This window comes from Campylobacter taeniopygiae (assembly GCF_005406225.1).
In the GTDB taxonomy this organism is placed as follows: domain Bacteria; phylum Campylobacterota; class Campylobacteria; order Campylobacterales; family Campylobacteraceae; genus Campylobacter_D; species Campylobacter_D taeniopygiae.
On sequence record NZ_NXLY01000007.1, the window covers coordinates 22,963 to 47,596 of the forward strand.

The window sequence follows — 24,634 nt, forward strand, 5'->3', positions numbered from 1 at the left end:
GACTTATCCTTTTAGCATTGTTAAAGCTTTAATAGTAGCGCGAACCACATTAGCTGAATTATTTGAGCCTAAAGATTTAGTTAAAATATCTTTAATACCAGCAAGCTCTACAATAGGACGCGTAGAACCACCAGCAATAACTCCCGTACCTTCGCTAGCTGGTTTAAGTAAAATTCTACTTGCATTGTATTTTACTTCTACATCGTGAGCAATAGTTGAACCTTTAGTTTTTACTTCAACAATATTTTTAAATGCATCATCGACTGCTTTACGAATAGCATCTGGAACTTCTTTAGCTTTTCCATAGCCAACACCTACTAAACCTTTGCGATTACCAACAATCACTAAAGCAGTAAATCTAAATCTTCTACCACCTTTAACTACCTTAGTAACTCTACCAATATCAACAATGACTTCTTCGAATTCTTCTCTATTATATTTTTCCATCAATTACCCCTTATAGCCTAATGCCATTTTCTCTTAAAGATTCAGCTAAAACTGCGATCACTCCATGATAAACATAACCATTTCTATCAAACACAGCTTGCTCAATTTTTTTAGCTTTTAATAATTTCGCAAATTCAGCGGCAATTTTTTTAGCCCCTTCTTTGTTGGCTTTAATGCCTAATTTACGTCCATCTGCTGCAGCCAAAGTTACAGCTTTAACATCATCGATTGCTTGGATATAAAGAGTTCTATTTGATTTAAATACAGAGATTCTTGGAAAATTTTCACAACCAGAAATTTTTGCTCTGATTCTCTTTTTTCTTTTAATTCTTAAACTTAATTTTCTTTTTAATACATTTGCTCTCATTCTTTAGTCCTCTTATTTCTTAGATGTCTTACCGGCTTTGCGGATAATACGCTCATCTGAATACTTAACGCCTTTTCCTTTATATGGCTCAGGTGGTCTAAATTCACGAATTTGAGCAGCAACTTGTCCTACTACTTGCTTATCACTTCCTTTGACAATCACATTATTTTTATCAACTACAATTTCAATGCCTTCAGGAATATTATAATTAATAGGATGTGAAAAACCGAGGCTTAATTCTAAAATTTTTCCTTTTAAAGCAGCTTTATAACCTACTCCATTGATTTCAAGAGTTTTTGAAAAGCCTTGAGTTAAACCTACAACAATATTATAAGCTAAAGCTCTATAAGTTCCCCAATAAGCCCTGCTTTGTCTGTCTTCACCTTTTGGAGAAAAAAGAATATTGTTATCTTTAATCTCAACATTAACATGAGCTTTTGTATCAAGCTCTTTTGCCAAATTTCCTTTTTTAAATTTAAGTAAATTTCCTTCTAATTTAACCTCTACTCCACTAGGAATAGCGATTGGTTGTTTACCTATACGAGACATATTTTTTCCTTTTTATTTGTCTAGGATATTTCTACTTTTTGCAAAGAATGGATACCCAATGCCATAAAAAGCAGATTTTTTTACCAAATGGTACATAAAATTTCGCCACCAACTCCTGCTTTATAAGCTTCATCGTTAGCTAAAACGCCTTTGCTTGTGCTTACTACAATCGTACCATAACCATTTTTAAAACGTTTAATTTCATCTTTTCCTTTATAAACACGACGACCTGGTTTTGAAACCCTTTTGAGTTCATTAATCACACTTTTACCTTTTTCATCGTATTTTAAGATCACATTGATAAATTTCTTTTTATCTTCTTCGATAACATTAAAACTTTCAATATAACCTTTAGCTTGAAAAATTCCAACCAAAGCTTCAACAACTTTAGAGTGTAAAAGTTTAGTTGTTTCAAGTTTTCTCATTCCCGCATTGCGAATTCTTGTTAATGAGTCTGAAATTATATCATTTATCATTTTATTTCCTTACCAACTTGCTTTTTTAAGACCTGGAATTAAGCCTTCATTGCCCATTTTTCTCAAGCAAACTCTACAAATTCCAAAATCTCTATAAACTGAATGCGGACGTCCACAAATTTGGCATCTAGTATAGCCTCTTACTTTAAATTTAGGCTTACGTGCTGCTTTTGCAATCATTGATTTTTTAGCCATCTTTTCTTCCTTTTGCAAATGGTACACCGATAAGTTCTAATAGTTTTTGTGCTTGCTTATCGTTTTGTGCTGTTGTAACTATAGAAATATTCATACCATGAGTTCTTAAAATTTTATCATACTCAACCTCTGGAAACATAAGTTGTTCATCAAGACCAAAGTTATAATTTCCACGTCCATCAAAACCATCTCTACTTAAACCTCTAAAGTCTTTTACTCTTGGAAGAGCAATAGAGATTAGCTTATCAAGAAAAGCATACATATTATCTTTTCTTAAAGTAACCATAACTCCAACTGGAAATCCTTCGCGGACTTTAAAACCAGCTACAGATTTTTTTGCTTTAGTGATAACAGCTTTTTGTCCAGCAATTAAAGAAATTGTGTCAGCAATATTTTGCAACACTTTTTGATCCTTAGCAAGTTCTCCAGCTCCCACACTGATAACTACTTTTTCGATCGCTGGAATAAGCATAGGATTTTTAATATCAAATTCTTTAACCAATGCAGGTTTAATGCTTTGATTATATTTTTCTTTCAATCTCATCATTGCTTACTCCTGAATTTTTGCCACATTAGAAATATCCATTGGCATTTCTTTATTGATAAAGCCACCATTTGGATTTTTATCACTAGGCTTGATCGCTTTTTTAGCAATTTTGCATCCCTCAACTACTACTTTAAGAGTTTTTGGATATACAGCTAAAACTTTACCTGTTTTACCTTTATCATCTCCTGTGATAATCTTTACGTTATCACCTTTTTTTATTTTTAATTTAACCGCCATTATAACACCTCCGGTGCTAGTGAAACAATTTTCATAAAGCCACCATATCTAACTTCTCTACCTATTGGTCCAAAAATACGAGTTCCTATAGGCTCTCTTTTATTATCAAGAATTACTGCAGCGTTTTCATCAAAACGAATTAAAGAGCCATTATCTCTATGAATTTCTTTTTTAGTTCTAACGATAACCGCTTTTACCACTTGACCTTTTTTTACCTTACCATTTGGCAAAGCTTTTTTTACAGATGCAACGATAACATCACCTACAGTAGCATATCTTCTTTTGCTACCACCTAAAACCTTAATACACATAAGTTCTTTTGCACCGCTATTATCAGCTACTGCAAGTCTTGTAAAACTTTGAATCATTACTCAACTCCTGTTGCTAATACAGATTTTAAGCGAAATGATTTTCTTTTAGAAAGTGGTCTGCATTCTACAGCAACAACAGTATCACCAACTTTAACTTCATTTCTTTCATCATGAATTAGATATTTTTTAAAGCGTTTTACGATTTTTCTATATCTTGGATGAACAACCTTTCTTTCAACCAAAATACTTGCTGTTTTTTCTCCAGCAATTTTCACAACAACGCCTTGAATTTCTCTTTTAAATGCCATTTGTTATCCTTATTTTAAAGCGTTAATTGCTGTATTGATTCTAGCAATGTCTTTTTTAACTTCACTAACTTCTTTAGGATTAGTTAGCTGCATTGTTTTTAGCTTTTGTTTTAAAGTGAATAAAAGCACCTTTTTTTCTTTTAGCATTGTTGCAAGCTCAGCTGCTGTTTTATCTTTAATCTCAGTATATTTCATTTTGGCTCTCTCTTGTAACAAACTTAGTTTTAAATGGCAATTTATGCATTGCTAAAGTTAATGCTTCTTTAGCCATTTCTTCGCTTACTCCTGCCATTTCATAAATAATACGACCTGGTTTGATATTCATTACCCATTCTTCAACAGCACCTTTACCTTTACCCATACGAGTTTCTAAAGGCTTTTTAGTTAAAGGTTTATCAGGGAAAACTCTAATCCAAGTCTTACCTTGTCTTTTAACGAAACGAGTTAAAGCGATACGAGCCGCTTCAATTTGACGTGAATTAATTCTTCCTGCTTCAGTTGCTTTTAAAGCAAATTCACCAAAAGTAAATTCAGTCCCACGATTAGCATAACCTCTGTTACGCCCTTTCATCATTTTACGATATTTTGTTCTTTTTGGCATTAACATGATTACTTACTCCTTCTTGTGCGTCTTGGTTTTTTAGCTGGAGCATTTTCTTCGGTTTTTTCAGCCTGCAAACCTTTTTGCAATACTTCACCTTTAAAGATCCAAACTTTAACGCCTATGTTACCATAAGTGGTTCTAGCTTCAGCAAAACCATAATCGATTTTTGCTCTTAAAGTATGAAGTGGCACACGTCCTTCAAGATACCATTCTGTTCTTGCCATTTCAGCACCACCTAAACGGCCAGAAACTGAAACTTTAATTCCTTTGGCACCTGCTTTTTGTGCTCCTTGGATTACTTTTTTCATTGCTCTTCTAAAAGCAATTCTTTTTTCAAGTTGAGTTGCTACGCTTTCAGCTGCAAGTTGTGCAGAAGCTCCTGCTCTTCTTTCTTCTTTGATATTGATATTGACATCTTTTCCGATAAGATCTTGTAATTCTTTTCTTAAATTATCAACATCGCTACCTTTTTTACCGATAATAATACCTGGTCTTGCTGCAACTACAGTTACACGAAGCTTTTTAGCAGTTCTTTCGATCAAAATTTGACTGATTCCTGCATAATAAAGTTTTCTTTTTAAGAAAGCTCTTATTTTATAATCTTCGCCAATATTTTCTACCAAATTAGCTTTAGTTGGAAACCATCTTGACTCCCAATTTCTATTGATTCCTAGTCTTAGACCAATTGGATTTACTTTTTGTCCCATTAGCTTTCCTTTTTCGCTGTTACTTTTTTAGTGCTTGTTTTTTTAGCTGTTGTAGTCGCTTTTTTTTCAGAAGCTTTTTTAGTTGCTTTCTCTTCGATTTTTGTTTCTACTTTTGCTACTTCTACTAAAATATGTGAAGTAGGTTTTCTTATGCGACTTGCACTTCCTCTAGCACGTGGTCTAAATCTTTTTAAGACAGCACCTGCATCCACACGACAACTTTTTACAATCACTTCATTTGCTTCAAAACCACCATTTGCTACCGCACTTGAAATTGCATTTGCAATATATTTTGCTCCCTTATTTGGCATAAATTTTAAACTAGCCATTGCAAGTTCTGCATTCATCCCCTGAACTTCTCTAGCAATAAGTCTTGCTTTAGTCGGAGATAATCTTATGAATTTAATTAAAGCTTTACTCATAAATACACCTCTCCTTATTTACCTATCTTTTTCTGAACAGAACCTTTATGGCCTTTAAATGTTCTAGTCGGAGCAAATTCTCCAAGTTTATAACCGATATGATTTTCAGTTATATAAACTGGAATAAAACTTTTTCCATTATGAACATTAAAAGTTAAACCTATCATATCAGGAATGATAGTGCTTCTACGAGACCAAGTTTTTATAGGTTTATTATCATTAGCCTTTTTAGCAGCGATGACTTTTTTCATTACATGATCATCAACAAAAGGACCTTTTTTTAGTGATCTAGCCATCTTACTTTCCTTTTCTTCTTGAAATTATTAGTTTATCACTAGCTTTTTTACGGCGAGTTTTTGCACCTTTAGTTGGTTTGCCCCATGGAGTTACTGGATGGCGTCCAGAATTTTTCTTACCTTCTCCCCCTCCGTGTGGGTGATCAACTGGGTTCATCGCAGAACCACGAGTTTGAGGACGGATACCTCTATGGCGATTTCTACCCGCTTTACCTATAGTGATGTTAGACCATTCTTCATTGCCTACTTCACCGATACTAGCCATACATTCAGCTAAAACTTGTCTCATTTCTCCACTTGCAAGTCTTAAGATTACATATTTTTCTTCTTTACCCATAAGTTGAGCATAAGCACCTGCTGAACGGATCATTTGACCGCCTTTTCCTGGCTTTAATTCAATATTATGAACAATAGTACCTACAGGAATATTTTTAAGCTTCATTGCATTACCTGGTTTAATATCAAGTCCGCCTTCTGCTGCAGCAACTATATCACCTACGCTTAATCCACGTGGTTGGATAATATATCTTTTTTCACCATCTCTATAAGAAATAAGAGCGATTCTACAATTTCTGTATGGATCATACTCGATTGCTTCTACTTTACCCTCGATACCAAATTTACGACGTTTAAAGTCTATAATTCTATAAAGTTTTTTAGCGCCAGCTTCTTTATGGCGACTTGTAATTCTTCCGTAACTATTGCGTCCCGCATGAGATGGAAGTTTAACAAGTAGTGAGCGAACACTTGGTTTTGCTGTAATATCTTCTGAGCTTAAACCAGTGATATATCTTCTACTTGGAGTATATGGTTTATAAGTTTTAATTGCCATCTTAAGCCTCCACATTTTCTAAGCTAACACCCTCAGGTAGCTTAACATAGAATTTTTTATAATCGTTTCTTTGCCCCAAACGACCTCTAAAGCGTTTAACTTTTCCACTCATTCTTAAAGAATTGATACTTTGTGGAGTTACGCCAAAATACTCTTTTAAAACAGCTTTTAAACTTGTTTTAGTCATCTTTGGAGAAGTTTGAATAACTACGACACCTTGCTCTTGCAAATTCAAACTTTTTTCTGTATAAAGTATTGTTTTAATATCAGTAATATCTGCCATAATTATCCTTCTTTTGTAATAGATTCTAACGCTGATTTTTCCATAATAACAGCATTAAACACAGATACCAAATAAGCATTAACTTCGGTTACATCTACAACATAGCAATTTGCTAAATTTCTGTAAGCTAAAAGTGTTTTTTCATCTAGTAAATCTTTAACAATTAAAGCATCTTTTACACCAAGCTTTTTAATAACAGCATTTGCGTCTTTAGTTTTACCGCTTTCTATAGTTAGAGAATCTGCAGTAAATAAAGCACCTTTAGCTGCTTTATCCGCTAAAGCTCTTTCAAGTGCTAATCTTTTTTGTTTTTTATTTACTTTTTGAAAATAATTTCTTTCATTAGTTGGACCAAAAGCAACAGCACCGCCTACCCAAACATTTGTTCTAGTTGAACCTGCACGAGCACCACCACGACCTTTTTGTCTCCAAGGTTTTTTACCCCCGCCACTTACATCACTTCTACCTTTAGTATGAGCTGTATTTGCTCTAAGACTAGCAAGGTAAGATTTTACATATAAGTAAAGGTTATGTGGATTTACTTCTGCGTATTTTGAAGGTAAATCAAGTTCACCTGCTTTTTCTAGTTTATCATTTAAAACGGTTACTTTACTCATTTTGCAATCCTTATTTTACCCATAGCTCCATTGTATCCTGGAACTGCACCTTTAACAACTAAAATCTTATTTTCACTATCATAAGACACGACTTCATTTTTAACAGTTATTTTTGTATTTCCATAATGTCCTGCCATTTTCATACCTGGTTGAACACGACCTGGCCATTCTCTATTACCTATAGAACCATGACGTCTATGAAATCTTGAACCGTGACTTGCCGGACCTCCAGCGAAATTATGTCTTTTCATAACACCGCTATAACCTCTACCTTTAGAGTTAAAACTTACTTTTAAAATTTTAGCTTCACTCAATGGAGTTTCATCTAAATCACCTGCTTCAGTATTTGCCACTTCTAAAGTTGCAAAACGATTAAATTCAGCAGAAAGGTTGTATTTTTTTTGTTGTCCTGCGATACATTTATTATTTGTTTTACCTTTTGAATATGCTACTATCGCTTTTCCATTCTCAACTTCGCATACTTTTGCATTGACAACTCTTAGCAAAGTTACAGCGATACTTGGACTATTGATAGTTCTACTCATTCCAATTTTTTCTACAATGTATTCCATATTCTATCCTTTATTTACCCATAGCTCTAACTTCAACGCTTACTTCTGGCGCCAAATCAAGCTTAGTTAAAGAATCAACTGTATCTGGAGTCGCTGCTACAATATCTAGCATACGAGCGTGAATTCTGATTTCAAACTGCTCACGAGAATCTTTATTAATATGTGGAGATTTTAAAACTGTATAGCGTTTGATTTTTGTAGGCATTGGTATTGGACCTCTAATATCCGCACCTGTTCTTTTGACAGCTTCTACGATTGCTGCAACTGTTCTGTCTAGTACTCGATGGTCATAAGCTTTAAGCTTAAGCCTAATTCTTTCCATGATATTTCCTTTAAAAAGAACTCGTTAGTTTAAAACTAACCAAAAATAAAAATGAGAGTATAGTAAATTTGGCTTTCAAAAGTCAAGAAAATTTGATAAAAAATTATATTTTCATCCTTTTAAAAAGGAAAAAAATATAATTATATCTAGATGAAAAATTTAAAAATATTAATAAAAAATAATTTAAAAATACTTTTTTTAAGTTTAAATTCAGGGAGGGGGTAAAATACAAATCTCATTATTTTTTTATTTGGAGGTTTAATATGAAATTAATCCAAGCTTTTTTATTATTGATTTTCATTTCTAACTTAAATGCAAATATTTTTGATGATAAAAAGCAAGTCAAAAATGCAGGAGATATAACTCAAATTGCAGTCCCAATTTATGCTTTTGGATTGCTTTTTTATAATGATGATTTTAAAAATGGAATTTTACCCTATACATTGAGTTTTGCCGCAACTCAAGCAAGTGTAGAAATTCTTAAACGTATTGTTAAAGAAGAAAGACCTGATAAAAGCGACAATCTATCCTTTCCTAGTGGACATAGTGCGGCAGCATTTTTTGGAGCGACTTTTATCCATAAAAGATATGGGATTAAACAAGCAATTATTCCGTACATCTTAGCCACTTATACAGCTTATTCTCGCGTAAAAGCAGATAAACACTACACAAGAGATATTATAGCAGGTGCTGCAGTAGCTGGATTTTGGAATTTTGTTTTAGTAGATCGTGTGCCTAATTTGATGCTAGAACCTAGAACAGATGGGTTTTTCTTAAGATATACAAAAACTTTTTAACAAATATCAAGATCTTAGATACTTATAAAAATCTATAGTTCAATTTCAATTCAAAGAATTTAAAATCTTATAAATTCTTTGAAAAAATTTTAATTCTACCTAAAAATTTATATTTTAATTTTCTTGATATTTTTTCATGTCTAAATTTTTCATTTCTTTATCTGTTATAAGACTTACAACCATAGCTCCTGAAACATTGCTACAAGTTCTTGCCATATCAAGTATAGGATCTATAGCTAAAATGATAGCCAGTAAGGCAAAATGACTTTGCATTCCAAGTCCTGAAAGCATAACAGAGATGATCATTATCGTGATACCTGGAATTCCAGCGATACCAAAAGAAGCAATGATACATAAAGCAATCGTTATTAATATTTCACTCATACCCATAGGTATATTTAGAGCATGAAACATAAAAACAGCAATCATTCCTGCATAATATCCGGCACAACCATTCATTCCCATAGTTGTTCCAAGACTTGCAACAAAAGAAGCATTAGTATGAGTAACGCCTAAATTTTGAGTTAAAGTAGAAATGGTAACCGGTAAAGTTCCTGCTGAACTTCTTGAGCTAAAGGCCATCAATAAAGCCGGCAAAGCCTTTTTAAAATACATAAAAGGATTTAACCCATGAAGCAATAATAATAACGCATGTAAAATAAAAACAGCCACAAAAGAAACATACAGCAAAGCTATAAAATAAATTGAATCAATAAGCACCTTATAGCCATTTAAAATCAAGGCATTAGCGATCATTGTAATGATAAAATAAGGCATGATTTTTATCACATAAAGACTGATCTTCATGATAACTTGATGTAGAAAACTAGTCAATAAAGAAAAAATTCTAAATCCACGATTTTCTTTTAGACTTCTTACCCCAAAAGATAAAATAAAAGCAAATATAATCACCCCTAAAATATTGTTTGAATTCATAGCATTGATGATATTATTTGGGATTAAATTTAAAATGATCTCATCTAAACCTTTAAGTTCGTGAAGATTTTTTGAATTTGATACAAAAGCTATATTATTTCCAAGATTTGCAACCATTGCAATACAAATTCCAATACAAGCTGAAATGCCCGTTGAAAATAAAAACCAAAAAAAAGCACGAGAAAACAAAGATTTTATTTGAATCTTTTCATCTAAATGTATCAAAACATGAATTAAAGAAATAAGTACTAAAGGAATGACTAAAAGCCTTAAAATGCTTATATACAAAGTGTTTAAAAAATTCATCCAAATATGAATTTCATAAAACCAACGTAAAGAATTTGAAGAACTAAATTTTGATATTTCTTCATTAGGAAAACCTGCTAAATAAAGTAAAAAATACCCTAAAGCAAAACCAAAAATTAAAGAAATTGCCATGATTAAATAAAATTTTAGTCTTTTTTTGAAAAATTTGAGCAAGGCAAAAAGACAAACAATTAAAATAATGAGTAAGAAACTTTTAATTTGGGATAAATGAAAAAAATTAATTAAAAAATTTTCCATAAAAAACCTCTAAAAATGTTATTTTGCAACCTGCAAACTTAAAGGGGCAAATTATAGCATTAAAAATTTAAAAATCAATTTTATTATTTTTTATAAATGAGTAAAAATACTTTCTTATTTTTAAATATTTAGTTTAAAATTTATTTATTTTTATTTAAATTATATTATAATTTTTAAATATTTAAAAAAGGAGGAAGGTATGAAAAATATTATTTCATTAATAGTATTTTTGCTATTGAGTGTTAGTTGCTTAGAAGCTAAGTCAAAAATTGTGATTTTAGCAACCGGTGGGACTATAGCTGGTTCGATTGATAGCGAACTTGAAACAACGGGATATAAAGCTGGAGTTATAGGTGTAGAAACCCTAATCAAAGCTGTTCCTCAAATCAAAGATATCGCACAAGTAAGCGGGGAGCAAATTGCTAATATCGATAGTTCTAATATGAATAATGAAATTTGGTTAAAACTAGCCAAAAAAATCAATGAATTACTTAAAAAAGATGTGGATGGTATTGTAATCACTCACGGAACTGATACCATGGAAGAAACAGCTTATTTTTTAAATTTAACCGTAAAAAGCAATAAACCTATTGTCTTAGTCGGTGCTATGCGTCCAGCAACTGCTATGAGTGCAGATGGCCCAAAAAACCTTTACAATGCTGTAGCTCTAGCAGCTAATAAAAATGCAAAAAATAAAGGCGTGATGATCGCAATGGATGATAAAATACTAGGTGCAAGAGGAGCAGTTAAAACCCATACTCTTAATGTTGATGCCTTTACTTCGCCTGATTTTGGAAATTTAGGTTATATAGTTGATGGAAGAGTCTTTTTCTACAATACAATCTCAAAGGATCATACTACAAAAACTCCTTTTGATGTTAGCAAATTAAAAACTTTGCCAAAAGTTGATATACTTTATACTTATTCCAATGATGGAAGTGGTGTTGCAGCTAAGGCTTTGTTTGATAATGGGACTCAAGGTTTGGTTGTGGCAGGAAGTGGAGCTGGAAGCATCCATGAAAACCAAAAAGAAGTCTTAAAAGATTTAATGAAAAAAGGATTAAAAGTAGCTGTAAGCACTAGAGTGGTTGCAGGATCTGTAGCAGTAAATAAAGACGATCAAAATTTAGGTTTTATCAGTGCTCAAAATTTAAATCCACAAAAAGCAAGAGTTCTTTTGATGTTAGCTCTTACAAAAACCCATGATAGTGCCAAAATTCAAAAATATTTTGAAAAATACTAAAATATTAAAAAGTCCGAAAGGGCTTTTTAATATTTGATTTCATTGGATTTTAAAAAATCTCGCAATTTATCATATTCTCCATTTTCCAAATAACGATATTTTCCGGCTTTTAAAACACCTAGATCCAAAGCCCCAAAAGCCACGCGTTTAAGATCCATAACCTCTAAATCAAAATGCCCAAAAAATCGCCTAAGTTCTCTATTTTTACCTTCATTGATCACTACTCTTAATTTAGTATAACCTCCACTTGATCCAAAAATTTCAAAATCCAAAAAAGGAGAAAAAGTCATAGAGGTAATTTTAGTTTTTGCATGAGCGCCTTTTTTTTCATTTTTTATCTCTAAGCCATTTTGCATAGCCTCTATAACTTGTTTATTCACCACACCTTTAACTTTAAGATAATATTCACGTTCTAAATCACTATGCATCAAAGCATCGGCTATAACAGGAGAATCCGTTAGCAAAAGCAAACCTTCGCTTGCAAAATCAAGTCTTCCTACGCTAAGCCAAGTATTAAATTGTCTTGGCAAAGTATCATAAATCGTCTTTCTTCCACGATCATCTTTTTTGCTGACTATTTCACCTTTTTGTTTATGATAAATGATGACACTAAATTGCGTTCTTTTTTGTAATCTTTTTCCTTTTAAAAAAACCTTGTCATCAAATTTAACCTCATCACTTAAAAGGGCTATTTTATTATTGATTTTTACTAAGCCCTGTTTAATCAGCTCATCAGCCTCACGACGAGAGTAACGACTATTGTGTGATATAAATTTATTGATTCTCATTGCTATGCCTTTTGAGTTATTTTTATTATATTTTCTTTATACCATCTACTTCCATAATCATCCTTATCATCTAAAATTTCATAAATTTTAGGCAAAAGTTCTTTATAGTTTAAATTTGAATTTAAAATATTTTTTAAATCTTTTATGCTAAGAGGAAGAATTTTCATTCCTTTAATAAAATTTGTTTCATTTTCAAAATAACAATAAATTCTACTTCTAAAATCATTTAAAACATTTTTATCCAAATAAGGAGCGATAAAAATTGCAAAGCTTTTTTCTCTTTTTTCTTGTTCTAAATTTAAAAGTAAATTTCCTAAATGCCTTGAAACACTTTCCATTTCAGCTCTGCGTTGATTTGTTTTTTGAGTAAGTGTTGCTTCTATCATTAAAGAATGCTTATTATAATGATAAATAAAATCTGCTTCACCACCTACTGCATGAGATTTTGGTAAAAATTTATTATCCAAACTTAAACCTGCATTTAAAATATGCTCTAAATTAAAATCATCTATATAACACCAAGAAATAGCTATGATATATTCAAAAATAGTTGGTATAGTTGCTTCTTTTGTTACTAAAGAAGCAATTTTATCATCATTTTTTCTATTTTCAAAAAGTTCTAAAATATTAATAATCTTTTCTTTGGTAAAATTATATTTTAAAAGTTTGTGTATTTTTTTAAGATTTTCTTTTTTTGTATAAGTTTTTAATTCTTTTAAGGAATTAATTTCATAGTTTTTAAAAAATACTTTAAATTCTTTATCGTTAAAGTACTCACTTAAAAGCTCTTTTGAAATTTTAGAATGGGTAATAATTTTTAAAATATCTTTATATTTAGAATGCTTTAAAACGAGTTTAAAAATTTCATTGATGCTAATACTTTCTAAATTAAATTCAAAAATCCCACATAAATTTAAATATCTTTCATTTAAATCAGCATAATCTTTAAGATTATTCATAATTCTAGCTTTAAAAATAAGTTTAAAAAACCTTTTACCAAAATCTTGCAAAGAATCTAATTCACAAAAATGAATTAAATCTTTAATTTTATTTTCTTTATTTATTTCTTTGCTTATATAGCTTAAATAAAGTTCTTTAAACCTATAAAATTTTTCATCTTTTTTGGCTTTTAAAAGTTCTAAAAAAATATTTTTATCTTTATTTTCTCTAAATTCTAAAAATAATTTTAAAGCAAAAAGGATATCTTTTGCACTTTGTTCGCCTTTAGCGGTATGAAAATAATTCATTTTATCATAATTTTTATTTTCTAAATCAATTAAAAATTGCTCTAATTTATCTCTATAATCTTTAAAAATTAAAAAATCTAAAATTTGATTTTTATCAAAAAGCTCTATAAATTCCTTTGTATTTTTAAAATTATTAATAAGGGGTAAAAATAAAAAAAGCTCTTTTGAAATACTTCCATTATATAATGCAAATACTTCTAAGTATTTTTGTAATAAATTTTCACTTTTTGAAAATTTCAAACTCATTTTTAAGAAAAACATAGAAATTAAATCAATCTGTAAAAAGTCATTATCGATTTTGTAGGCTTGATTTTTAATAAGCTCTAAAAGCTCATAACCTTGTTCGCTAATAAGTTTTTCTTTGCGTTTAATAAGTCCAAAATCCTCTAAAGGAGCTGATTTTACTCTAGCATCTTTTGTGCCCAAATGAGTTGTTTTATTTTTATTTTCTAACAAATTATGATTTTGCAAAGCTTCTAAATATTTTATTTGTAAAGTAGAATTATTCTCCCAAGTTTCTTTTTTATCAGCATTTTTAAAAAGCTCTTCAAATAAAAGAAGTTGGGTTTCAAAATTTAAAAGTAAATGTTTTACCCTTAAACTTGTATTTCCAAAATAATCATACTTCATTTATAATTCCTTAATAAAATCTCTTGAGTATAAGAATTTTTAGCTTGATAATTACAATTTTTATAAGAAAAATTTAAAAATTCAATTTTAAATTGAGTGTTATTTTTAAGCCATTGTATTAAAATTTTATGCTCCTTATTTTTATGAAAAATAACATTTGAAAGTGCAACTTTAACACCCCTATCATCAAGCTTTTTCAATAAATCAAGCAAATCAAGCTCATCATTTTTGCTCCAAGCACCATTTTCATTATAACTAGCTCTTGCCAAAAAATAGGGTGGGTCAATATAAACAAAACTTTTTTTATCAAGTATATTTATATCAAATTTTCTAAAATCTTTATTTTGTAAATATACTTCTTTATTTTGTAAAGCTTCTATGAAAAGTCTTAGTTTTTCTTGCATTTTTAAATTAAAATCCCTTTTTCCGCAAGGTAGATTAAATTCGTTTTTAGAATTAAAGCGCAATTGATTGTTAAAACCAAAAACAATAAGTAAAAAAAGTTTAAGTATGTTTTTATCTTTATTGTAAGAATTTCTTAGTTTCAAAAAATTCTCTTTATTATAACTTGCTAACCCCTTTGTACTATTGCAATTATAAAATTCATAACCCATTTTAGAGCTTTTGCTAAGATTAAACTCATCAATTAAATTTTCTAAATCTTTAAAAATTTTATCACTTTGATGCTTTTTAAAATACTTAAAAAGCCTTATAAGTTCTTTTTCTTTATCGTTGAGTATAAGTTTTTTTGAATTTACATTAAGACCCACATTAGCTCCACCGCAAAATAAATCAAGCATTAAATTGATATTTTTTGGAAAAAATGGCAAAATTTGAGATAAAAGTTTATATTTGCCCCCTGTGTAATTTAAAGGACTTTGTATCAATCTATCTTGCATAAAAAAATTCTTTCTTTATGATCTTTAAAATCTGTTTTACCGCTGCTAAAAGGCTTAAAAGTGATTTCAATAATCTCGAGTTTGCCTACACTATTTAAAATTTCATTGATTTCATTGTCATTTATGCGGATATTACTTCTTGTATTAGCACTAGAAGTATTATTATAAGTTAAAACCACATACTCGGTTATTTTAGCTAAATTTTTAATTAAATCTTTAAATAACTCTTTAGCCTCTGCTTTGCAATATCCACTTATATTTTCAGGCTTTGGCTTTTTTGCTATACCAAAAAGCTCATTTTTATCGTTTTTAGCTAAAGTTTCTAATAAATGATAAAATCTTGAATACTGCCTAGAATTATAAGGAGGATCTAAAAAAACACATTTAATTTTATTTTTTAAAAAGTCTTTTTGCAATTCTTTTGCAAGCAAATTTGCATCTTGATTATATATTTTTATCTTTTTATCCGTCTTAATAGGCTCAATAAGTTCGAATTTAAACCTATCTTTTAATAAAATATTTTTTCTATAGGCATCATAATGTCCCACTGTGTTAGCTATCTTATCCACGCTATAAAATAAACTTGAGAGTAAGATATGATACTCTTTTTGACTGATTTTATTTTGTTTTAATTTTTTATCCAAGTCGTCTCTTATAAAGCCTATATTTTTAGCATCATTAAAAGAAAAAAATTTATCTCCAAAATGTTTAGAATAATAATTTTCTTTTATATGCGTTAAAAGATTATATTTTTTTTGAATTTCTTCAAGTTTTTTTAAATCAAACTCTTTTTGCTCTAAAAATCCTTGATAGATGATATGACTTGAGTATAAAAAGTCATTGATAATAAACTCATCAAAAATCTTTTCTTTGATGAAAAACTCACTCACAACACCCGTTCCACCAAAAAGATCTAAAAAGATATTATTTTTAGCATTAAAACTAATATGATGAGAAATGATTTCATTTAAAGAAGCTAAAAGTTTTGTTTTAGCTCCCATAAAGCGACGATTTGAAAGTTTAAACATCTTTTACATCACAAAAATAGTAGGAACTATAGTCGGATATTTTTTGATTTTTCTAAAAATATGCTTTCTAAGCACTTGACGAATTTGATTTTCTAAAAATCTCGGATCATTTAAAATTTCATCTTTTACATTGGCAAAAAATTGACTCAAAACATCTGCCATTTCTTTAGAAAAAGCATGATCGTGTTTATCAGCCACAAGTCCATAACTAAAAACTCTAGGTTTATTAATAAGAGTTTTTGTTGCCTTATCAAGTTGAGCGATGATCACAACTATACCATTATCTGCTAAATTTTGACGATCAATAACAACATCATCGGCAATTTGCTTATTGATTTGATTATCTACAAAGACTTTACCAGTTTTAACGGTTTTAACACGCTTGATATATTTTTGGCAAATTTCAACTTGATCCCCATCGCTCATAAGATAAATATTTCTTTCTGGAATTCCACATTTCATAGCTGTTTCTTTATGCTTTAAAATATGATTATATTCTCCATGTACTGGCAAGAAAAATTTAGGTTTTACAAGCGTTAGCATTAATTTTTGCTCTTCTATACTTGCATGACCACTTACGTGAATTTCGCTAAATTCTTGATACGCAACCTTAGCTCCCGCTTTCAAAAGATAATCAAGCACCGCAGAAACATTAGCTTCATTGCCTGGGATTGCCTTAGCAGAAATAATAATCTGATCTGTAGGTTTGATTTTGATGAATTTATGCTCATCTGTTGCCATTCTATAAAGCGCACTCATAGTCTCACCTTGACTACCTGTGGTTACAATCAAAACTTCATTGTCTTTAAATTTATTCACCTCATCTGCATCGATAAAAATTTTACGATCAAGTTTAATATAGCCAAGCTCCATAGCTGTATAGAGATTTCTTTCCATAGAACGGCCTATTACGCAAACTTTTCTTCCGTATTTTAACCCGTAGCTGATCGCTTGAAAAACACGGTGTATATTTGAACTAAAAGTACTCATTATCACTCTACCTTTAGTCTTAGAAAAAATTTGATCAAAAGTTGGTCCTACTGAACTTTCGCTTTTAGTATAACCTTCTTTATAAGAATTGGTACTATCACTCAAAAGGCATAAAACACCCTCTTCTCCATAATAAGCCAAACGATTTAAATCACTAGGATAGCCATCGATTGGAGTTTGATCTATTTTAAAATCTCCCGTATGGATAATCGTTCCTGCATCGGTTTTAATCGCTAAAGCTGAAGCATCGATAATAGAATGTGTAATATGGATCCATTCTACACTAAATTCACCTATTTCATAAACCTTTCTTTTCTCAACCGGTCTAAACCATTTTCTTTCAGCTTTAAGATTGTGTTCTTCAAATTTATTTGAAATCATTCCAAGAGCTAAAGGTGTAGCGTAAATAGGAAATTGAAATTCTTTGAAAAAATACGGCACAGCTCCTATATGATCCTCATGTGCATGAGTGATAACAATACCTTTTATTTTATCTTTAATTTTTCTAATATAACTAAAATCAGGTATGATGATATCTACTCCGTGCATAGTCCCATCTGGAAAACTCATACCGATATCTACAATAATTGCTTCATTATTTGTTTCAAAAACAGTGATATTTCCACCAATTTCACCAAGTCCCCCAAGGGGAATAATGCGGATTTTATGTTCGCTAGAATTATTATATTTTAAAGGGTGCAAACGATTTTCATGTGAAACACGATTAGCTTCTATACATTCTGCAAGAGCTATTTGCCAATCTTCATTTCCACTAAGTTTAGAAGGTAAATTGCGATTTCTTTTTTTTCTTTTTTCTTTAGATTCTTCATCAGTATTTTTAAAACCAGCATTAGCTTTTTCATTTGAATTTTTCAAATTCGCCTGATCGGATGCTTCATTATCAGAATCTGTTGTTTTTTTCTTGCGATTTTTGAATTTATTATAAAATCTATTTTTCTTTGTTTTTACAGAATTTTCATTATTTTCATTGTTGTTTTCGTTCATAGTCTTCCTTTACTCTTTCGTAAATTTTAAGGTATGAATCAACGCAAATTTCATGTGGCCTTGAGTTTAATTTAATTTCCAACTCTTTAAAAATTTCTTCCAATTTTATCTTATGGTTTTTTAAATTCCCCATAAGCTGTTTTCTTGGAGATTTGAAACATTCTTTTAAAAATCTCTTAAAAGTGTCGATATGGCAAAAATCTTTGTATTCCCTAAATTTAGTCATTTTTATCACCGCTGACATCACCTTAGGCGGTGGAGAAAAATATTCAGGATTAACATCAAAAAGTATTTCGCAATCACAAACAACAGCGCTTAAAATTCCCAAAGCTGAAAAATCTTTCTCTCCATGCTTAGCACAAAATTTCAACGCCATTTCTTTTTGTACCATTACTATTAAGCCCGAGCAATTTTCATCTTCTAAAACTTTCAAAATCAAATGACTTGCTATATAGTAAGGTAAATTAGCAACTAAAAAATACTTCTTTTCATCTAGACATGCAATTTCGCTTGCATCTTTATGAATTAAATTAAGCCTTCCGCACTCTAATTCTTTTTGAAATTTATTTTGCAAAATAGGGATAAGATCTGAATCAATCTCATACGCTTTTACATTAGAAATTTTCAAAAGTTCTTGCGTTAAATCACCTAAGCCAGGCCCAATTTCTACTATATTTTTTACACCATTGGGTATGGCTTGGATGATTTTATCTAATATGCTTTTATCATTTAAAAAATTTTGTCCGTAATGTTTTTTTGTTTTTACCATGATTGAACTTTTTATTTTAACCAAAAATTCTTAATTTTAAGTCTTATTTAGTTAAAATTATACTAAAAATATATTTAGGAGAACTTTATGATTGTTTGTGCTGGTGGTAATGAAAATTTTTCTTTTGCTAAAAGTATAGGAGTTGGGCTTATAGAATCGGGTATTAACTTAACAGAGCTTTGCTTAAAAGAAAAACCTAAAGATCTGCTTTTTATAGGGAGTTGTGGAATTTATGATAAAGGTGAAATTCTTGGAATTTATGAAAGTTCCCATGTTTTCAATATAGAATATTCTCAAATCAGTGAAAATTTTTATACCCCAACACTTAATGAAATTCATTTTAATACTAATATTGAAAATGTTTCACAAGAAACATTTTACAAGATCAATTCTTCAAATTATATTTGCCAAAATACTTCTGCGGCTAAAAAATTAGCTGAATTTGGATTAGATTTTGAAAATATGGAAGTTTTTTCTGTCTTTAGTGTTGCGAAAAAATTTAATATTCAAGCAAAATGCATTTTGTGTGCGACAAATTTTTGCAATGAAAACGCACATGAAGATTTTATAAAAAATCACAAAAAAGCCAAAGAAAAATTAGAAAATTATTTAAAAGAACACAACTATATTTAATCAAGGAAGATTATTTGGACAAACCTATTAATATCTTAGATTTTCTTCCTGAAGAATTGGAAGATAAAATTCAACCAACGTTTCGCGTGAAACAAATTTATCAATGGATCTATCAAAAATACGCCGATAGCTTTTTAGAAATGAGTTCTTTGCCTAAAAATTTAAGAGAAGAATTAAATAAAGAATATTATTTCGATGCTCTAAAATGCGTCTTTAAAGAAAAAAGCAAAGATGAAAGCATAAAGTATCTTTTTGAATTAAAAGATGGCTTACGCATAGAAAGCGTTTTATTGCCGATGAAAAAAGAAAAATTTGATGAAGAAGGCAAAAGAATAGCTCATGCAAAATTTACAATCTGTGTTTCATCTCAAGTAGGATGTAAAAGCGGATGTAGCTTTTGCTTGACTGCAAAAGGCGGACTTAAAAGAAATCTTAGTGCTGGAGAAATTGTTGCACAAATTCTTTACATTAAAAAAGATAATCAAATTCCTTATGAAAGAAGAATCAATATAGTTTATATGGGCATGGGCGAACCCCTTGATAATCTTAAAAATGTCGCCAAAGCAGTTAAAATACTCTCTTGTAATAATGGTCTAGCTATCAGCCCTCGCAGACAAACCATTAGCACAAGTGGCTTAGCTAAACAAATAAAAGAATTAGGCAAAATGAATTTAGGAGTACTCCTTGCTATATCCTTACATGCGGTAAATGATGAGCTCCGTACGGAATTAATGCCGATCAATAAAGCTTACAATATCGCCGCTATCATGGAGGCAGTCAAAGAATTTCCTATAGATCAAAGAAAACGAGTGATGTTTGAGTATTTATTGATTGATAATGTAAATGATAAAATAGAACACGCTAAGGAGCTTGTTAAGCTTTTAAATGGTATCAAGGCTAAAGTAAATTTGATACTTTTCAATCCTCACGAAGGAAGTTTATATCAACGCCCTAAATTAGAAAATGCTATCAAATTTCAAGATTTACTCAGTCAAAAAGGTGTCACTTGCACCATAAGAGAAAGCAAAGGTCTTGATATTTCAGCGGCTTGTGGGCAATTAAAAGAAAGGGTAAAAACACCGTGACAAGTTTAGATATTTTTGAAATTATTTTTGTATCAGCAGTGGTAATTGTTGGCTTTTTTGGAATGGCTTGGGTAATTTTTAAAGACAAAACAAATAAAAACTAATTCTATCTCCCAAATAGACTAATTAATACTCCACTTTATCCAAATTAAAAATAAATAATAAAATCATTTATTTTTAATTATTTTCAACCAAAGCTGATTTGATCTTGGAAATTCTATTTTTTGAAGTTGCTTGAGAATTTTTTTGAGTTCTTTATCATCCAAATTTAAAAATTCTTTACAAAAGAAACCTTCCTCAAAAACATTGAATCTTTCATCTGATATTTTTTGAACTTTTATAGCTCTGTCTTTTTTTGAAGTTTGAAAAATCAAAATATCCAAAGTATTGATTTGCTTTAAATTTTTAAAACAAATTTGAATAAAATCTTTATTTTGTATCATTACACTACTTTTGCTATTTCTTTTGTAAAATCAGCCTTGATCAAAGTCTTAGAAATATAAAAAATCCTAATATCATCTCCATCAAAAATATATGCCAAACGGTAAGCTTGTTTAGGTAACTTTAGCTTATACTCATAAATCGTTTTATCTTTGTATTTATAGCCCTTAACTTGTTTTATTTTATGCGGAGCTTGATTTATAAAGGTTTTTGTATTTTCACAAATAATTTCACAAATAGATTCTTTATCCATTTTTAAATGTGAAAAAAATTTTTCCAAATATGAATTATTTTCTAAAATAATATTTTTTTCCATGGCCTATTTTTAGCATAAATTACTTAAAAATTAGCAAAATTATAAGAACTCTTTAAATAAATTAACAATTATAAAACAAATATTTAAAATTTGTTAAATTATATTGAGATAAATTTGGAGAAATGGTGTCAAGGGGGAGACTTGAACTCCCGACCTCCGGCTTATGAGACCAGCGCTCTAACCAGCTGAGCTACCCTGACAAAAAGTTTTTAAGTCAAAATTATAGCTTTTTTTTCTAAAATTTTTCTTTATTCTGAAAAATTTTAGCTATAATAACGATTTTAGACAGGTGTCCGAGCGGTTGAAGGAGCACGCCTGGAACGCGTGTAAAGTGCAAGCTTTCGAGGGTTCGAATCCCTTCCTGTCTGCCATTGATCAAACTTATGCCGATGGTAAAGTTATCAAAAACTTACCTAAATATTTATAAAAAAAATTAATCAATAAATTTAATCAAACTATTTTTGTTATTAAAAGCCGATCAAAAAAATTTTACAAATATTCCAATAAAATTGCAAAAAATTTAATTTTTACTTAAAATTTTCAGGCAAAAAAAAGTAATATTTTACTAAAATTCAAATTTCTTAAAACAAGGGGCATTAGCTCAGCTGGGAGAGCACAACGCTGGCAGCGTTGGGGTCAGCGGTTCGAACCCGCTATGCTCCACCATGGTTCCGTAGCTCAGTTGGTAGAGCACTACCTTGACATGGTAGTGGTCGTTGGTTCAAGTCCAATCGGAGCCACCATTTTTTAAAACTTTTAATAATCTTTATTTGATCATTCTAATATAAAATGGATTAAAATAAATTCTCATTAAAACGATATAGTAAATTAGTTATGATATAATTTAGTTTTAAAAATATAAAAGCTAATTTGATATTTTAAAGAAAAATTTTTCAAAATCAACCCTTTAACAAGAAAAGGATTTTTATGTTAAAAGAATTACTTGAAATTAAAAAAGAAATGGAACCCATTATCCATGAAGCCAATGTCAAACTCAATGTTTTAGCAAGAGAGGTTATTGTTCGCAAAAAAGAATACGAAATTTACGGCCCTATGGTTGATCGCGTATATCTTGATAATGCAATTTATGTCAAAGTAATGTCAAGTGGGCGTGATACAAAAAGCGATAACGTTCAAATAAAAAATGGTTTTTACATGGTTTTTGTCGCTCCAGAAAAAGAAAGTACAAAAGATATAAAAAATAAACTCAAAGTTGCTTATGAGGGACTTGATAACAAATTCATCTCTTCTTTGATCCGTTCTTGCCAACGTTTTAAAGAAATTGTCAATAAAACTCAAGCGACTTTAGCCAAAGCTTCTCAAATGAATGTTTTAATCAAAACCAATCTAGGTGAAGCCAGTGCCGCGCTTAAATTTAATATCACTATAGAATACACCAAAGATAATCAAAAGCTTTCGCGTGAAAATTCAAAATCCGCTGGAAGTTTTAGAGATACAAAAACTGCGATTAATCTTGTTGTAGATAAAAATACAGAATCAAGAATTTGTGAAAAATTGCTTGATGATGTTGAAAAATATTTTATCGGTGGGGGTAGTTGATCACTCGCCGATAAATTTCACTCCCATTTTTTCACGCACCCTATCCATCAAATTCATCATTTTTAAAATTTCTTCATGATTCATTTCATCACATTCTATTTTATTTAGTTCTAGGGCTTTAAAACAGGCCTCAAATTCGTATTCAAAACCATTGATTTGACTTGGCACGAGACAATCTTTTATTAACTTTCTTTCTTTATCGTAAGCTTTTATAGAATTTGGATTGTTGATATTATCAACGCAAATATAACCTTTTGTTCCATTTATAACGCCTTTTCTATCACTAATAGCAGCTACACTTGAATTTAAAAAAGCAAAAGCACCCTTTTGAAATTCTAAGATGATCCCATTGCTTTCATCCACACCACTAGGCATTTTTTTACAAGTTGCAATAATATTTTTAATTTCATCTTTTAAAAAACTAAGAGCAAAATTAAGTGTATAAATTCCTACATCAAGCAAAGCACCACCACCAAGCTCTAAACTTGTTATGCGATTTTTATGTGTAACATTGTAGGCTAAATTTGCTTCTATGCTAATGCCAAAAGATCTTTAATGATATCTATATAAGGCATATAACGCGTCCAAATGCCTTCAGCTAAAAGCACATTTTTAGCCCTTGCTAATTCCACCACCTCTTTAGCCTGTTTGAAATTTAAAGTGAAAGATTTTTCGCAAAGCACATTTTTATGATTTTCAAGACAAAGCTTTATATGATCATAGTGTAAAGAATGTGGGGTGTTGATATAAACAAGATCGATATTTTGATCTTTAAGTAATCCTTCATAATCAGTATAAAATTTTTCAAAACCATGCGTCAAAGCAAAATCTTTTGCACGGCTTAAAGATCCCACCGCATACGGGTGGAATCCTGCTTGTTTTAGCATCGGTGCGATTTTGTTTGCTATAGATCCAGCACCTAAAAAAGCGATATTTTTTCGCTTAGAATTTGTAAGCATATCCTAGATATACACCATAATTTGTTTGCTTAGGATCATAAAAATTAGATCCAATTCTACTTTGGTAGAAATTTCTAGAATTATAACGAATTTGTTCTGCCTTAACGCCAAACTCTATTTCATTGCATGGAGTAAGTTCATAAAGAGCACCCCATTTCGCTCCATAAACAAAACCATCAAAATCCTGAGATAGAGATAAAAACGATGTTTTTAGATCGATATTAGTTTTTGCATAACCAGAATACACACCTAAAACCGCCCTTGTATTTGTGAAAAGCTTTGGAGTGAAATCATAGCCTAATAAAAACTTATGTGTCGTAAAATCGCCCTCTATTTGAATTCTTGGAGTTTTAATCAAATCATTAAATTCGTCAGAATAATTATAAGCGGCATAAATTCTATGTGATTCATTGAAACGATATCCAGCTCTTAATCCAAAATTAGGGATATTTCCTGACACATCTCCATTGAAAGTCATACCTGTTAAATTATGCTTAAGATCACCTTTTACATTAGAATGCATCCAAGCAGCATCAGCTCCTATGAAAAATCCTGATTTTTCATCCGCTAAAGCTATATTAGCAAACAAGCACACACCGGCAACTATACTCAATAATTTTTTATCCATGTCTTCCCTTAAAATTTTAATCAA

The 24,634-nt window shown here is 30.3% G+C and carries 36 protein-coding genes and 4 tRNA genes; 8 read left to right on the plus strand and 32 right to left on the minus strand.

Annotation, left to right across the window (positions count from 1 at the left end; genetic code table 11):
• Nucleotides 1-3 precede the first annotated feature (3 nt).
• From rpsE to rpsJ, 19 genes are all read right to left on the minus strand, one after another.
• Complete coding sequence (rpsE, locus tag CQA75_RS04430; protein WP_002779428.1) at nt 4-447, minus strand: 30S ribosomal protein S5; 444 nt, start codon at nt 445-447, stop codon at nt 4-6.
• A gap of 10 nt (nt 448-457) precedes the next feature.
• Nucleotides 458-814: a 50S ribosomal protein L18 gene (gene rplR, locus CQA75_RS04435; RefSeq protein ID WP_137623842.1), complete on the minus strand. Its 357-nt coding sequence runs from the start codon at nt 812-814 to the stop codon at nt 458-460.
• A 12-nt stretch (nt 815-826) separates the two neighbouring features.
• Complete coding sequence (rplF, locus tag CQA75_RS04440) at nt 827-1,363, minus strand: 50S ribosomal protein L6 (protein WP_137623843.1); 537 nt, start codon at nt 1,361-1,363, stop codon at nt 827-829.
• Nucleotides 1,364-1,443: 80 nt separating this feature from the next.
• Nucleotides 1,444-1,839, minus strand: a complete 396-nt coding sequence (gene rpsH, locus CQA75_RS04445; protein ID WP_137623844.1) for a 30S ribosomal protein S8 — start codon at nt 1,837-1,839, stop codon at nt 1,444-1,446.
• 9 nt (nt 1,840-1,848) lie between these two features.
• Nucleotides 1,849-2,034 carry a type Z 30S ribosomal protein S14 gene (locus tag CQA75_RS04450; protein WP_002779433.1) on the minus strand — a complete coding sequence of 62 codons (186 nt, stop codon included), beginning with the start codon at nt 2,032-2,034 and terminating at the stop codon, nt 1,849-1,851.
• Nucleotides 2,027-2,581: a 50S ribosomal protein L5 gene (gene rplE, locus CQA75_RS04455; RefSeq protein WP_137623845.1), complete on the minus strand. Its 555-nt coding sequence runs from the start codon at nt 2,579-2,581 to the stop codon at nt 2,027-2,029. Before rplE ends, CQA75_RS04450 begins: the two co-directional genes overlap by 8 nt.
• A gap of 3 nt (nt 2,582-2,584) precedes the next feature.
• Nucleotides 2,585-2,818 (minus strand): 50S ribosomal protein L24, encoded by a 234-nt coding sequence (gene rplX / locus CQA75_RS04460; protein ID WP_137623846.1) that lies wholly within the window; start codon nt 2,816-2,818, stop codon nt 2,585-2,587.
• Nucleotides 2,818-3,186 (minus strand): 50S ribosomal protein L14, encoded by a 369-nt coding sequence (rplN, locus tag CQA75_RS04465; protein WP_137623847.1) that lies wholly within the window; start codon nt 3,184-3,186, stop codon nt 2,818-2,820. The genes rplX and rplN overlap by 1 nt, the downstream gene beginning before the upstream one ends.
• On the minus strand, nt 3,186-3,437 hold the full coding sequence (gene rpsQ / locus CQA75_RS04470) for a 30S ribosomal protein S17 (protein ID WP_002779439.1): 252 nt from the start codon (nt 3,435-3,437) through the stop codon (nt 3,186-3,188). Before rpsQ ends, rplN begins: the two co-directional genes overlap by 1 nt.
• Before the next feature lie 9 nt (nt 3,438-3,446).
• Entirely contained in the window at nt 3,447-3,632 is a 186-nt protein-coding gene (gene rpmC / locus CQA75_RS04475) for a 50S ribosomal protein L29 (protein WP_137623848.1), read from the minus strand.
• Complete coding sequence (gene rplP, locus CQA75_RS04480) at nt 3,619-4,044, minus strand: 50S ribosomal protein L16 (protein ID WP_137623849.1); 426 nt, start codon at nt 4,042-4,044, stop codon at nt 3,619-3,621. The genes rpmC and rplP overlap by 14 nt, the downstream gene beginning before the upstream one ends.
• 2 nt (nt 4,045-4,046) lie before the next feature.
• Nucleotides 4,047-4,748, minus strand: a complete 702-nt coding sequence (gene rpsC / locus CQA75_RS04485; RefSeq protein WP_137623850.1) for a 30S ribosomal protein S3 — start codon at nt 4,746-4,748, stop codon at nt 4,047-4,049.
• The gene (gene rplV, locus CQA75_RS04490) at nt 4,748-5,170 is read right to left on the minus strand and encodes a 50S ribosomal protein L22 (protein WP_137623851.1); all 423 of its coding nucleotides are present in this window, start codon (nt 5,168-5,170) and stop codon (nt 4,748-4,750) included. Before rplV ends, rpsC begins: the two co-directional genes overlap by 1 nt.
• A gap of 14 nt (nt 5,171-5,184) precedes the next feature.
• Nucleotides 5,185-5,466 carry a 30S ribosomal protein S19 gene (gene rpsS, locus CQA75_RS04495; RefSeq protein WP_002779444.1) on the minus strand — a complete coding sequence of 94 codons (282 nt, stop codon included), beginning with the start codon at nt 5,464-5,466 and terminating at the stop codon, nt 5,185-5,187.
• Nucleotide 5,467: 1 nt separating this feature from the next.
• Nucleotides 5,468-6,298 (minus strand): 50S ribosomal protein L2, encoded by an 831-nt coding sequence (gene rplB / locus CQA75_RS04500; protein ID WP_137623852.1) that lies wholly within the window; start codon nt 6,296-6,298, stop codon nt 5,468-5,470.
• A gap of 1 nt (nt 6,299) precedes the next feature.
• Nucleotides 6,300-6,581, minus strand: coding sequence for a 50S ribosomal protein L23 (locus tag CQA75_RS04505; protein WP_137623853.1), 282 nt, complete (start codon nt 6,579-6,581; stop codon nt 6,300-6,302).
• A gap of 2 nt (nt 6,582-6,583) precedes the next feature.
• The gene (rplD, locus tag CQA75_RS04510; protein WP_137623854.1) at nt 6,584-7,198 is read right to left on the minus strand and encodes a 50S ribosomal protein L4; all 615 of its coding nucleotides are present in this window, start codon (nt 7,196-7,198) and stop codon (nt 6,584-6,586) included.
• Nucleotides 7,195-7,770 (minus strand): 50S ribosomal protein L3, encoded by a 576-nt coding sequence (gene rplC / locus CQA75_RS04515; RefSeq protein ID WP_137623855.1) that lies wholly within the window; start codon nt 7,768-7,770, stop codon nt 7,195-7,197. Before rplC ends, rplD begins: the two co-directional genes overlap by 4 nt.
• A gap of 10 nt (nt 7,771-7,780) precedes the next feature.
• The gene (gene rpsJ, locus CQA75_RS04520) at nt 7,781-8,092 is read right to left on the minus strand and encodes a 30S ribosomal protein S10 (protein ID WP_002779353.1); all 312 of its coding nucleotides are present in this window, start codon (nt 8,090-8,092) and stop codon (nt 7,781-7,783) included.
• A gap of 263 nt (nt 8,093-8,355) precedes the next feature.
• Between rpsJ and CQA75_RS04525 the strand changes: the two genes are divergently transcribed.
• Nucleotides 8,356-8,889, plus strand: coding sequence for a phosphatase PAP2 family protein (locus CQA75_RS04525; RefSeq protein WP_137623856.1), 534 nt, complete (start codon nt 8,356-8,358; stop codon nt 8,887-8,889).
• 114 nt (nt 8,890-9,003) lie between these two features.
• Here CQA75_RS04525 and CQA75_RS04530 read toward each other — a convergent pair whose 3' ends face one another.
• A complete protein-coding gene (locus CQA75_RS04530) occupies nt 9,004-10,389 on the minus strand; it encodes a dicarboxylate/amino acid:cation symporter (protein WP_137623857.1) in 1,386 nt (461 codons plus the stop codon).
• A gap of 199 nt (nt 10,390-10,588) precedes the next feature.
• Between CQA75_RS04530 and CQA75_RS04535 the strand changes: the two genes are divergently transcribed.
• Complete coding sequence (locus CQA75_RS04535; protein WP_137623858.1) at nt 10,589-11,632, plus strand: type II asparaginase; 1,044 nt, start codon at nt 10,589-10,591, stop codon at nt 11,630-11,632.
• 26 nt (nt 11,633-11,658) lie between these two features.
• Here the strand turns inward: CQA75_RS04535 and CQA75_RS04540 are convergent, their stop codons facing one another.
• From CQA75_RS04540 to rsmA, 6 genes are read right to left on the minus strand one after another with little or no spacing between them, the layout of a single operon-like run.
• Nucleotides 11,659-12,420, minus strand: coding sequence for a pseudouridine synthase (locus CQA75_RS04540; protein ID WP_137623859.1), 762 nt, complete (start codon nt 12,418-12,420; stop codon nt 11,659-11,661).
• A 2-nt stretch (nt 12,421-12,422) separates the two neighbouring features.
• Nucleotides 12,423-14,297 carry an AlwI family type II restriction endonuclease gene (locus tag CQA75_RS04545; protein WP_137623860.1) on the minus strand — a complete coding sequence of 625 codons (1,875 nt, stop codon included), beginning with the start codon at nt 14,295-14,297 and terminating at the stop codon, nt 12,423-12,425.
• Nucleotides 14,294-15,196 (minus strand): Dam family site-specific DNA-(adenine-N6)-methyltransferase, encoded by a 903-nt coding sequence (locus tag CQA75_RS04550; protein WP_137623861.1) that lies wholly within the window; start codon nt 15,194-15,196, stop codon nt 14,294-14,296. The genes CQA75_RS04545 and CQA75_RS04550 overlap by 4 nt, the downstream gene beginning before the upstream one ends.
• Nucleotides 15,181-16,224, minus strand: a complete 1,044-nt coding sequence (locus CQA75_RS04555) for a DNA adenine methylase (RefSeq protein ID WP_137623862.1) — start codon at nt 16,222-16,224, stop codon at nt 15,181-15,183. The genes CQA75_RS04550 and CQA75_RS04555 overlap by 16 nt, the downstream gene beginning before the upstream one ends.
• Nucleotides 16,225-16,227: 3 nt before the next feature.
• Complete coding sequence (locus CQA75_RS04560; protein ID WP_137623863.1) at nt 16,228-18,219, minus strand: ribonuclease J; 1,992 nt, start codon at nt 18,217-18,219, stop codon at nt 16,228-16,230.
• Nucleotides 18,200-18,988, minus strand: coding sequence for a 16S rRNA (adenine(1518)-N(6)/adenine(1519)-N(6))-dimethyltransferase RsmA (gene rsmA / locus CQA75_RS04565; RefSeq protein ID WP_137623864.1), 789 nt, complete (start codon nt 18,986-18,988; stop codon nt 18,200-18,202). Before rsmA ends, CQA75_RS04560 begins: the two co-directional genes overlap by 20 nt.
• A gap of 87 nt (nt 18,989-19,075) precedes the next feature.
• Here rsmA and CQA75_RS04570 point away from each other — a divergent pair, with 87 nt between their 5' ends.
• A complete protein-coding gene (locus CQA75_RS04570; RefSeq protein WP_137623865.1) occupies nt 19,076-19,621 on the plus strand; it encodes a phosphorylase family protein in 546 nt (181 codons plus the stop codon).
• Between the two features lie 14 nt (nt 19,622-19,635).
• Entirely contained in the window at nt 19,636-20,706 is a 1,071-nt protein-coding gene (rlmN, locus tag CQA75_RS04575; protein ID WP_137623866.1) for a 23S rRNA (adenine(2503)-C(2))-methyltransferase RlmN, read from the plus strand.
• A 167-nt stretch (nt 20,707-20,873) separates the two neighbouring features.
• On the opposite strand, the gene CQA75_RS04580 is transcribed toward rlmN, so the two are convergent.
• From CQA75_RS04580 to CQA75_RS04590, 3 genes are all read right to left on the minus strand, one after another.
• Nucleotides 20,874-21,149, minus strand: coding sequence for a hypothetical protein (locus tag CQA75_RS04580; RefSeq protein WP_137623867.1), 276 nt, complete (start codon nt 21,147-21,149; stop codon nt 20,874-20,876).
• Nucleotides 21,149-21,463, minus strand: coding sequence for a hypothetical protein (locus CQA75_RS04585; protein WP_137623868.1), 315 nt, complete (start codon nt 21,461-21,463; stop codon nt 21,149-21,151). Before CQA75_RS04585 ends, CQA75_RS04580 begins: the two co-directional genes overlap by 1 nt.
• A 123-nt stretch (nt 21,464-21,586) precedes the next feature.
• Nucleotides 21,587-21,663 (minus strand) — tRNA-Met (locus CQA75_RS04590).
• Nucleotides 21,664-21,746: 83 nt separating this feature from the next.
• On the opposite strand from CQA75_RS04590, the gene CQA75_RS04595 reads away from it, so the two are divergent.
• From CQA75_RS04595 to CQA75_RS04610, 4 genes are all read left to right on the plus strand, one after another.
• Nucleotides 21,747-21,834 (plus strand) — tRNA-Ser (locus tag CQA75_RS04595).
• 219 nt (nt 21,835-22,053) lie between these two features.
• Nucleotides 22,054-22,129: transfer RNA gene (locus CQA75_RS04600), tRNA-Ala, on the plus strand.
• A 1-nt stretch (nt 22,130) separates the two neighbouring features.
• A tRNA-Val gene (locus tag CQA75_RS04605) sits at nt 22,131-22,206 on the plus strand.
• A gap of 184 nt (nt 22,207-22,390) precedes the next feature.
• Nucleotides 22,391-23,023 carry a hypothetical protein gene (locus tag CQA75_RS04610; RefSeq protein WP_137623869.1) on the plus strand — a complete coding sequence of 211 codons (633 nt, stop codon included), beginning with the start codon at nt 22,391-22,393 and terminating at the stop codon, nt 23,021-23,023.
• Here CQA75_RS04610 and CQA75_RS09335 read toward each other — a convergent pair whose 3' ends face one another.
• The 3 genes from CQA75_RS09335 to CQA75_RS04620 all read right to left on the minus strand — a co-directional run bounded on the left by CQA75_RS09335 (nt 23,024) and on the right by CQA75_RS04620 (nt 24,610).
• Nucleotides 23,024-23,485, minus strand: a complete 462-nt coding sequence (locus tag CQA75_RS09335; protein WP_212741793.1) for a Gfo/Idh/MocA family protein — start codon at nt 23,483-23,485, stop codon at nt 23,024-23,026.
• Between the two features lie 68 nt (nt 23,486-23,553).
• Entirely contained in the window at nt 23,554-23,982 is a 429-nt protein-coding gene (locus CQA75_RS09340; protein WP_212741794.1) for a Gfo/Idh/MocA family protein, read from the minus strand.
• A complete protein-coding gene (locus CQA75_RS04620; protein ID WP_137623870.1) occupies nt 23,966-24,610 on the minus strand; it encodes an outer membrane beta-barrel protein in 645 nt (214 codons plus the stop codon). Before CQA75_RS04620 ends, CQA75_RS09340 begins: the two co-directional genes overlap by 17 nt.
• Nucleotides 24,611-24,634: the final 24 nt, after the last annotated feature.

Coding starts and splice junctions, on each gene's coding strand:
- CQA75_RS04580 (WP_137623867.1), bottom strand. CDS start 21,149: ATGATACAAAATAAAGATTTTATTCAAATTTGTTTTAAAAATTTAAAG.
- rplC (WP_137623855.1), bottom strand. CDS start 7,770: ATGGAATACATTGTAGAAAAAATTGGAATGAGTAGAACTATCAATAGT.
- CQA75_RS04505 (WP_137623853.1), bottom strand. CDS start 6,581: ATGGCAGATATTACTGATATTAAAACAATACTTTATACAGAAAAAAGT.
- rplN (WP_137623847.1), bottom strand. CDS start 3,186: ATGATTCAAAGTTTTACAAGACTTGCAGTAGCTGATAATAGCGGTGCA.
- CQA75_RS04560 (WP_137623863.1), bottom strand. CDS start 18,219: ATGAACGAAAACAACAATGAAAATAATGAAAATTCTGTAAAAACAAAG.
- CQA75_RS04525 (WP_137623856.1), top strand. CDS start 8,356: ATGAAATTAATCCAAGCTTTTTTATTATTGATTTTCATTTCTAACTTA.
- CQA75_RS04550 (WP_137623861.1), bottom strand. CDS start 15,196: ATGCAAGATAGATTGATACAAAGTCCTTTAAATTACACAGGGGGCAAA.
- rsmA (WP_137623864.1), bottom strand. CDS start 18,988: ATGGTAAAAACAAAAAAACATTACGGACAAAATTTTTTAAATGATAAA.
- rplR (WP_137623842.1), bottom strand. CDS start 814: ATGAGAGCAAATGTATTAAAAAGAAAATTAAGTTTAAGAATTAAAAGA.
- rplP (WP_137623849.1), bottom strand. CDS start 4,044: ATGTTAATGCCAAAAAGAACAAAATATCGTAAAATGATGAAAGGGCGT.
- CQA75_RS04545 (WP_137623860.1), bottom strand. CDS start 14,297: ATGAAGTATGATTATTTTGGAAATACAAGTTTAAGGGTAAAACATTTA.
- rpsC (WP_137623850.1), bottom strand. CDS start 4,748: ATGGGACAAAAAGTAAATCCAATTGGTCTAAGACTAGGAATCAATAGA.
- rpsE (WP_002779428.1), bottom strand. CDS start 447: ATGGAAAAATATAATAGAGAAGAATTCGAAGAAGTCATTGTTGATATT.
- rpsH (WP_137623844.1), bottom strand. CDS start 1,839: ATGATAAATGATATAATTTCAGACTCATTAACAAGAATTCGCAATGCG.
- rplE (WP_137623845.1), bottom strand. CDS start 2,581: ATGATGAGATTGAAAGAAAAATATAATCAAAGCATTAAACCTGCATTG.
- CQA75_RS04555 (WP_137623862.1), bottom strand. CDS start 16,224: ATGTTTAAACTTTCAAATCGTCGCTTTATGGGAGCTAAAACAAAACTT.
- rpmC (WP_137623848.1), bottom strand. CDS start 3,632: ATGAAATATACTGAGATTAAAGATAAAACAGCAGCTGAGCTTGCAACA.
- rplF (WP_137623843.1), bottom strand. CDS start 1,363: ATGTCTCGTATAGGTAAACAACCAATCGCTATTCCTAGTGGAGTAGAG.
- CQA75_RS04535 (WP_137623858.1), top strand. CDS start 10,589: ATGAAAAATATTATTTCATTAATAGTATTTTTGCTATTGAGTGTTAGT.
- CQA75_RS04620 (WP_137623870.1), bottom strand. CDS start 24,610: ATGGATAAAAAATTATTGAGTATAGTTGCCGGTGTGTGCTTGTTTGCT.
- rpsQ (WP_002779439.1), bottom strand. CDS start 3,437: ATGGCATTTAAAAGAGAAATTCAAGGCGTTGTTGTGAAAATTGCTGGA.
- CQA75_RS04450 (WP_002779433.1), bottom strand. CDS start 2,034: ATGGCTAAAAAATCAATGATTGCAAAAGCAGCACGTAAGCCTAAATTT.
- CQA75_RS04540 (WP_137623859.1), bottom strand. CDS start 12,420: ATGAGAATCAATAAATTTATATCACACAATAGTCGTTACTCTCGTCGT.
- CQA75_RS04610 (WP_137623869.1), top strand. CDS start 22,391: ATGTTAAAAGAATTACTTGAAATTAAAAAAGAAATGGAACCCATTATC.
- CQA75_RS04530 (WP_137623857.1), bottom strand. CDS start 10,389: ATGGAAAATTTTTTAATTAATTTTTTTCATTTATCCCAAATTAAAAGT.
- rplX (WP_137623846.1), bottom strand. CDS start 2,818: ATGGCGGTTAAATTAAAAATAAAAAAAGGTGATAACGTAAAGATTATC.
- rplD (WP_137623854.1), bottom strand. CDS start 7,198: ATGAGTAAAGTAACCGTTTTAAATGATAAACTAGAAAAAGCAGGTGAA.
- CQA75_RS09340 (WP_212741794.1), bottom strand. CDS start 23,982: ATGCTTACAAATTCTAAGCGAAAAAATATCGCTTTTTTAGGTGCTGGA.
- CQA75_RS04585 (WP_137623868.1), bottom strand. CDS start 21,463: ATGGAAAAAAATATTATTTTAGAAAATAATTCATATTTGGAAAAATTT.
- rplV (WP_137623851.1), bottom strand. CDS start 5,170: ATGAGTAAAGCTTTAATTAAATTCATAAGATTATCTCCGACTAAAGCA.
- CQA75_RS04570 (WP_137623865.1), top strand. CDS start 19,076: ATGATTGTTTGTGCTGGTGGTAATGAAAATTTTTCTTTTGCTAAAAGT.
- rplB (WP_137623852.1), bottom strand. CDS start 6,298: ATGGCAATTAAAACTTATAAACCATATACTCCAAGTAGAAGATATATC.
- rpsJ (WP_002779353.1), bottom strand. CDS start 8,092: ATGGAAAGAATTAGGCTTAAGCTTAAAGCTTATGACCATCGAGTACTA.
- rpsS (WP_002779444.1), bottom strand. CDS start 5,466: ATGGCTAGATCACTAAAAAAAGGTCCTTTTGTTGATGATCATGTAATG.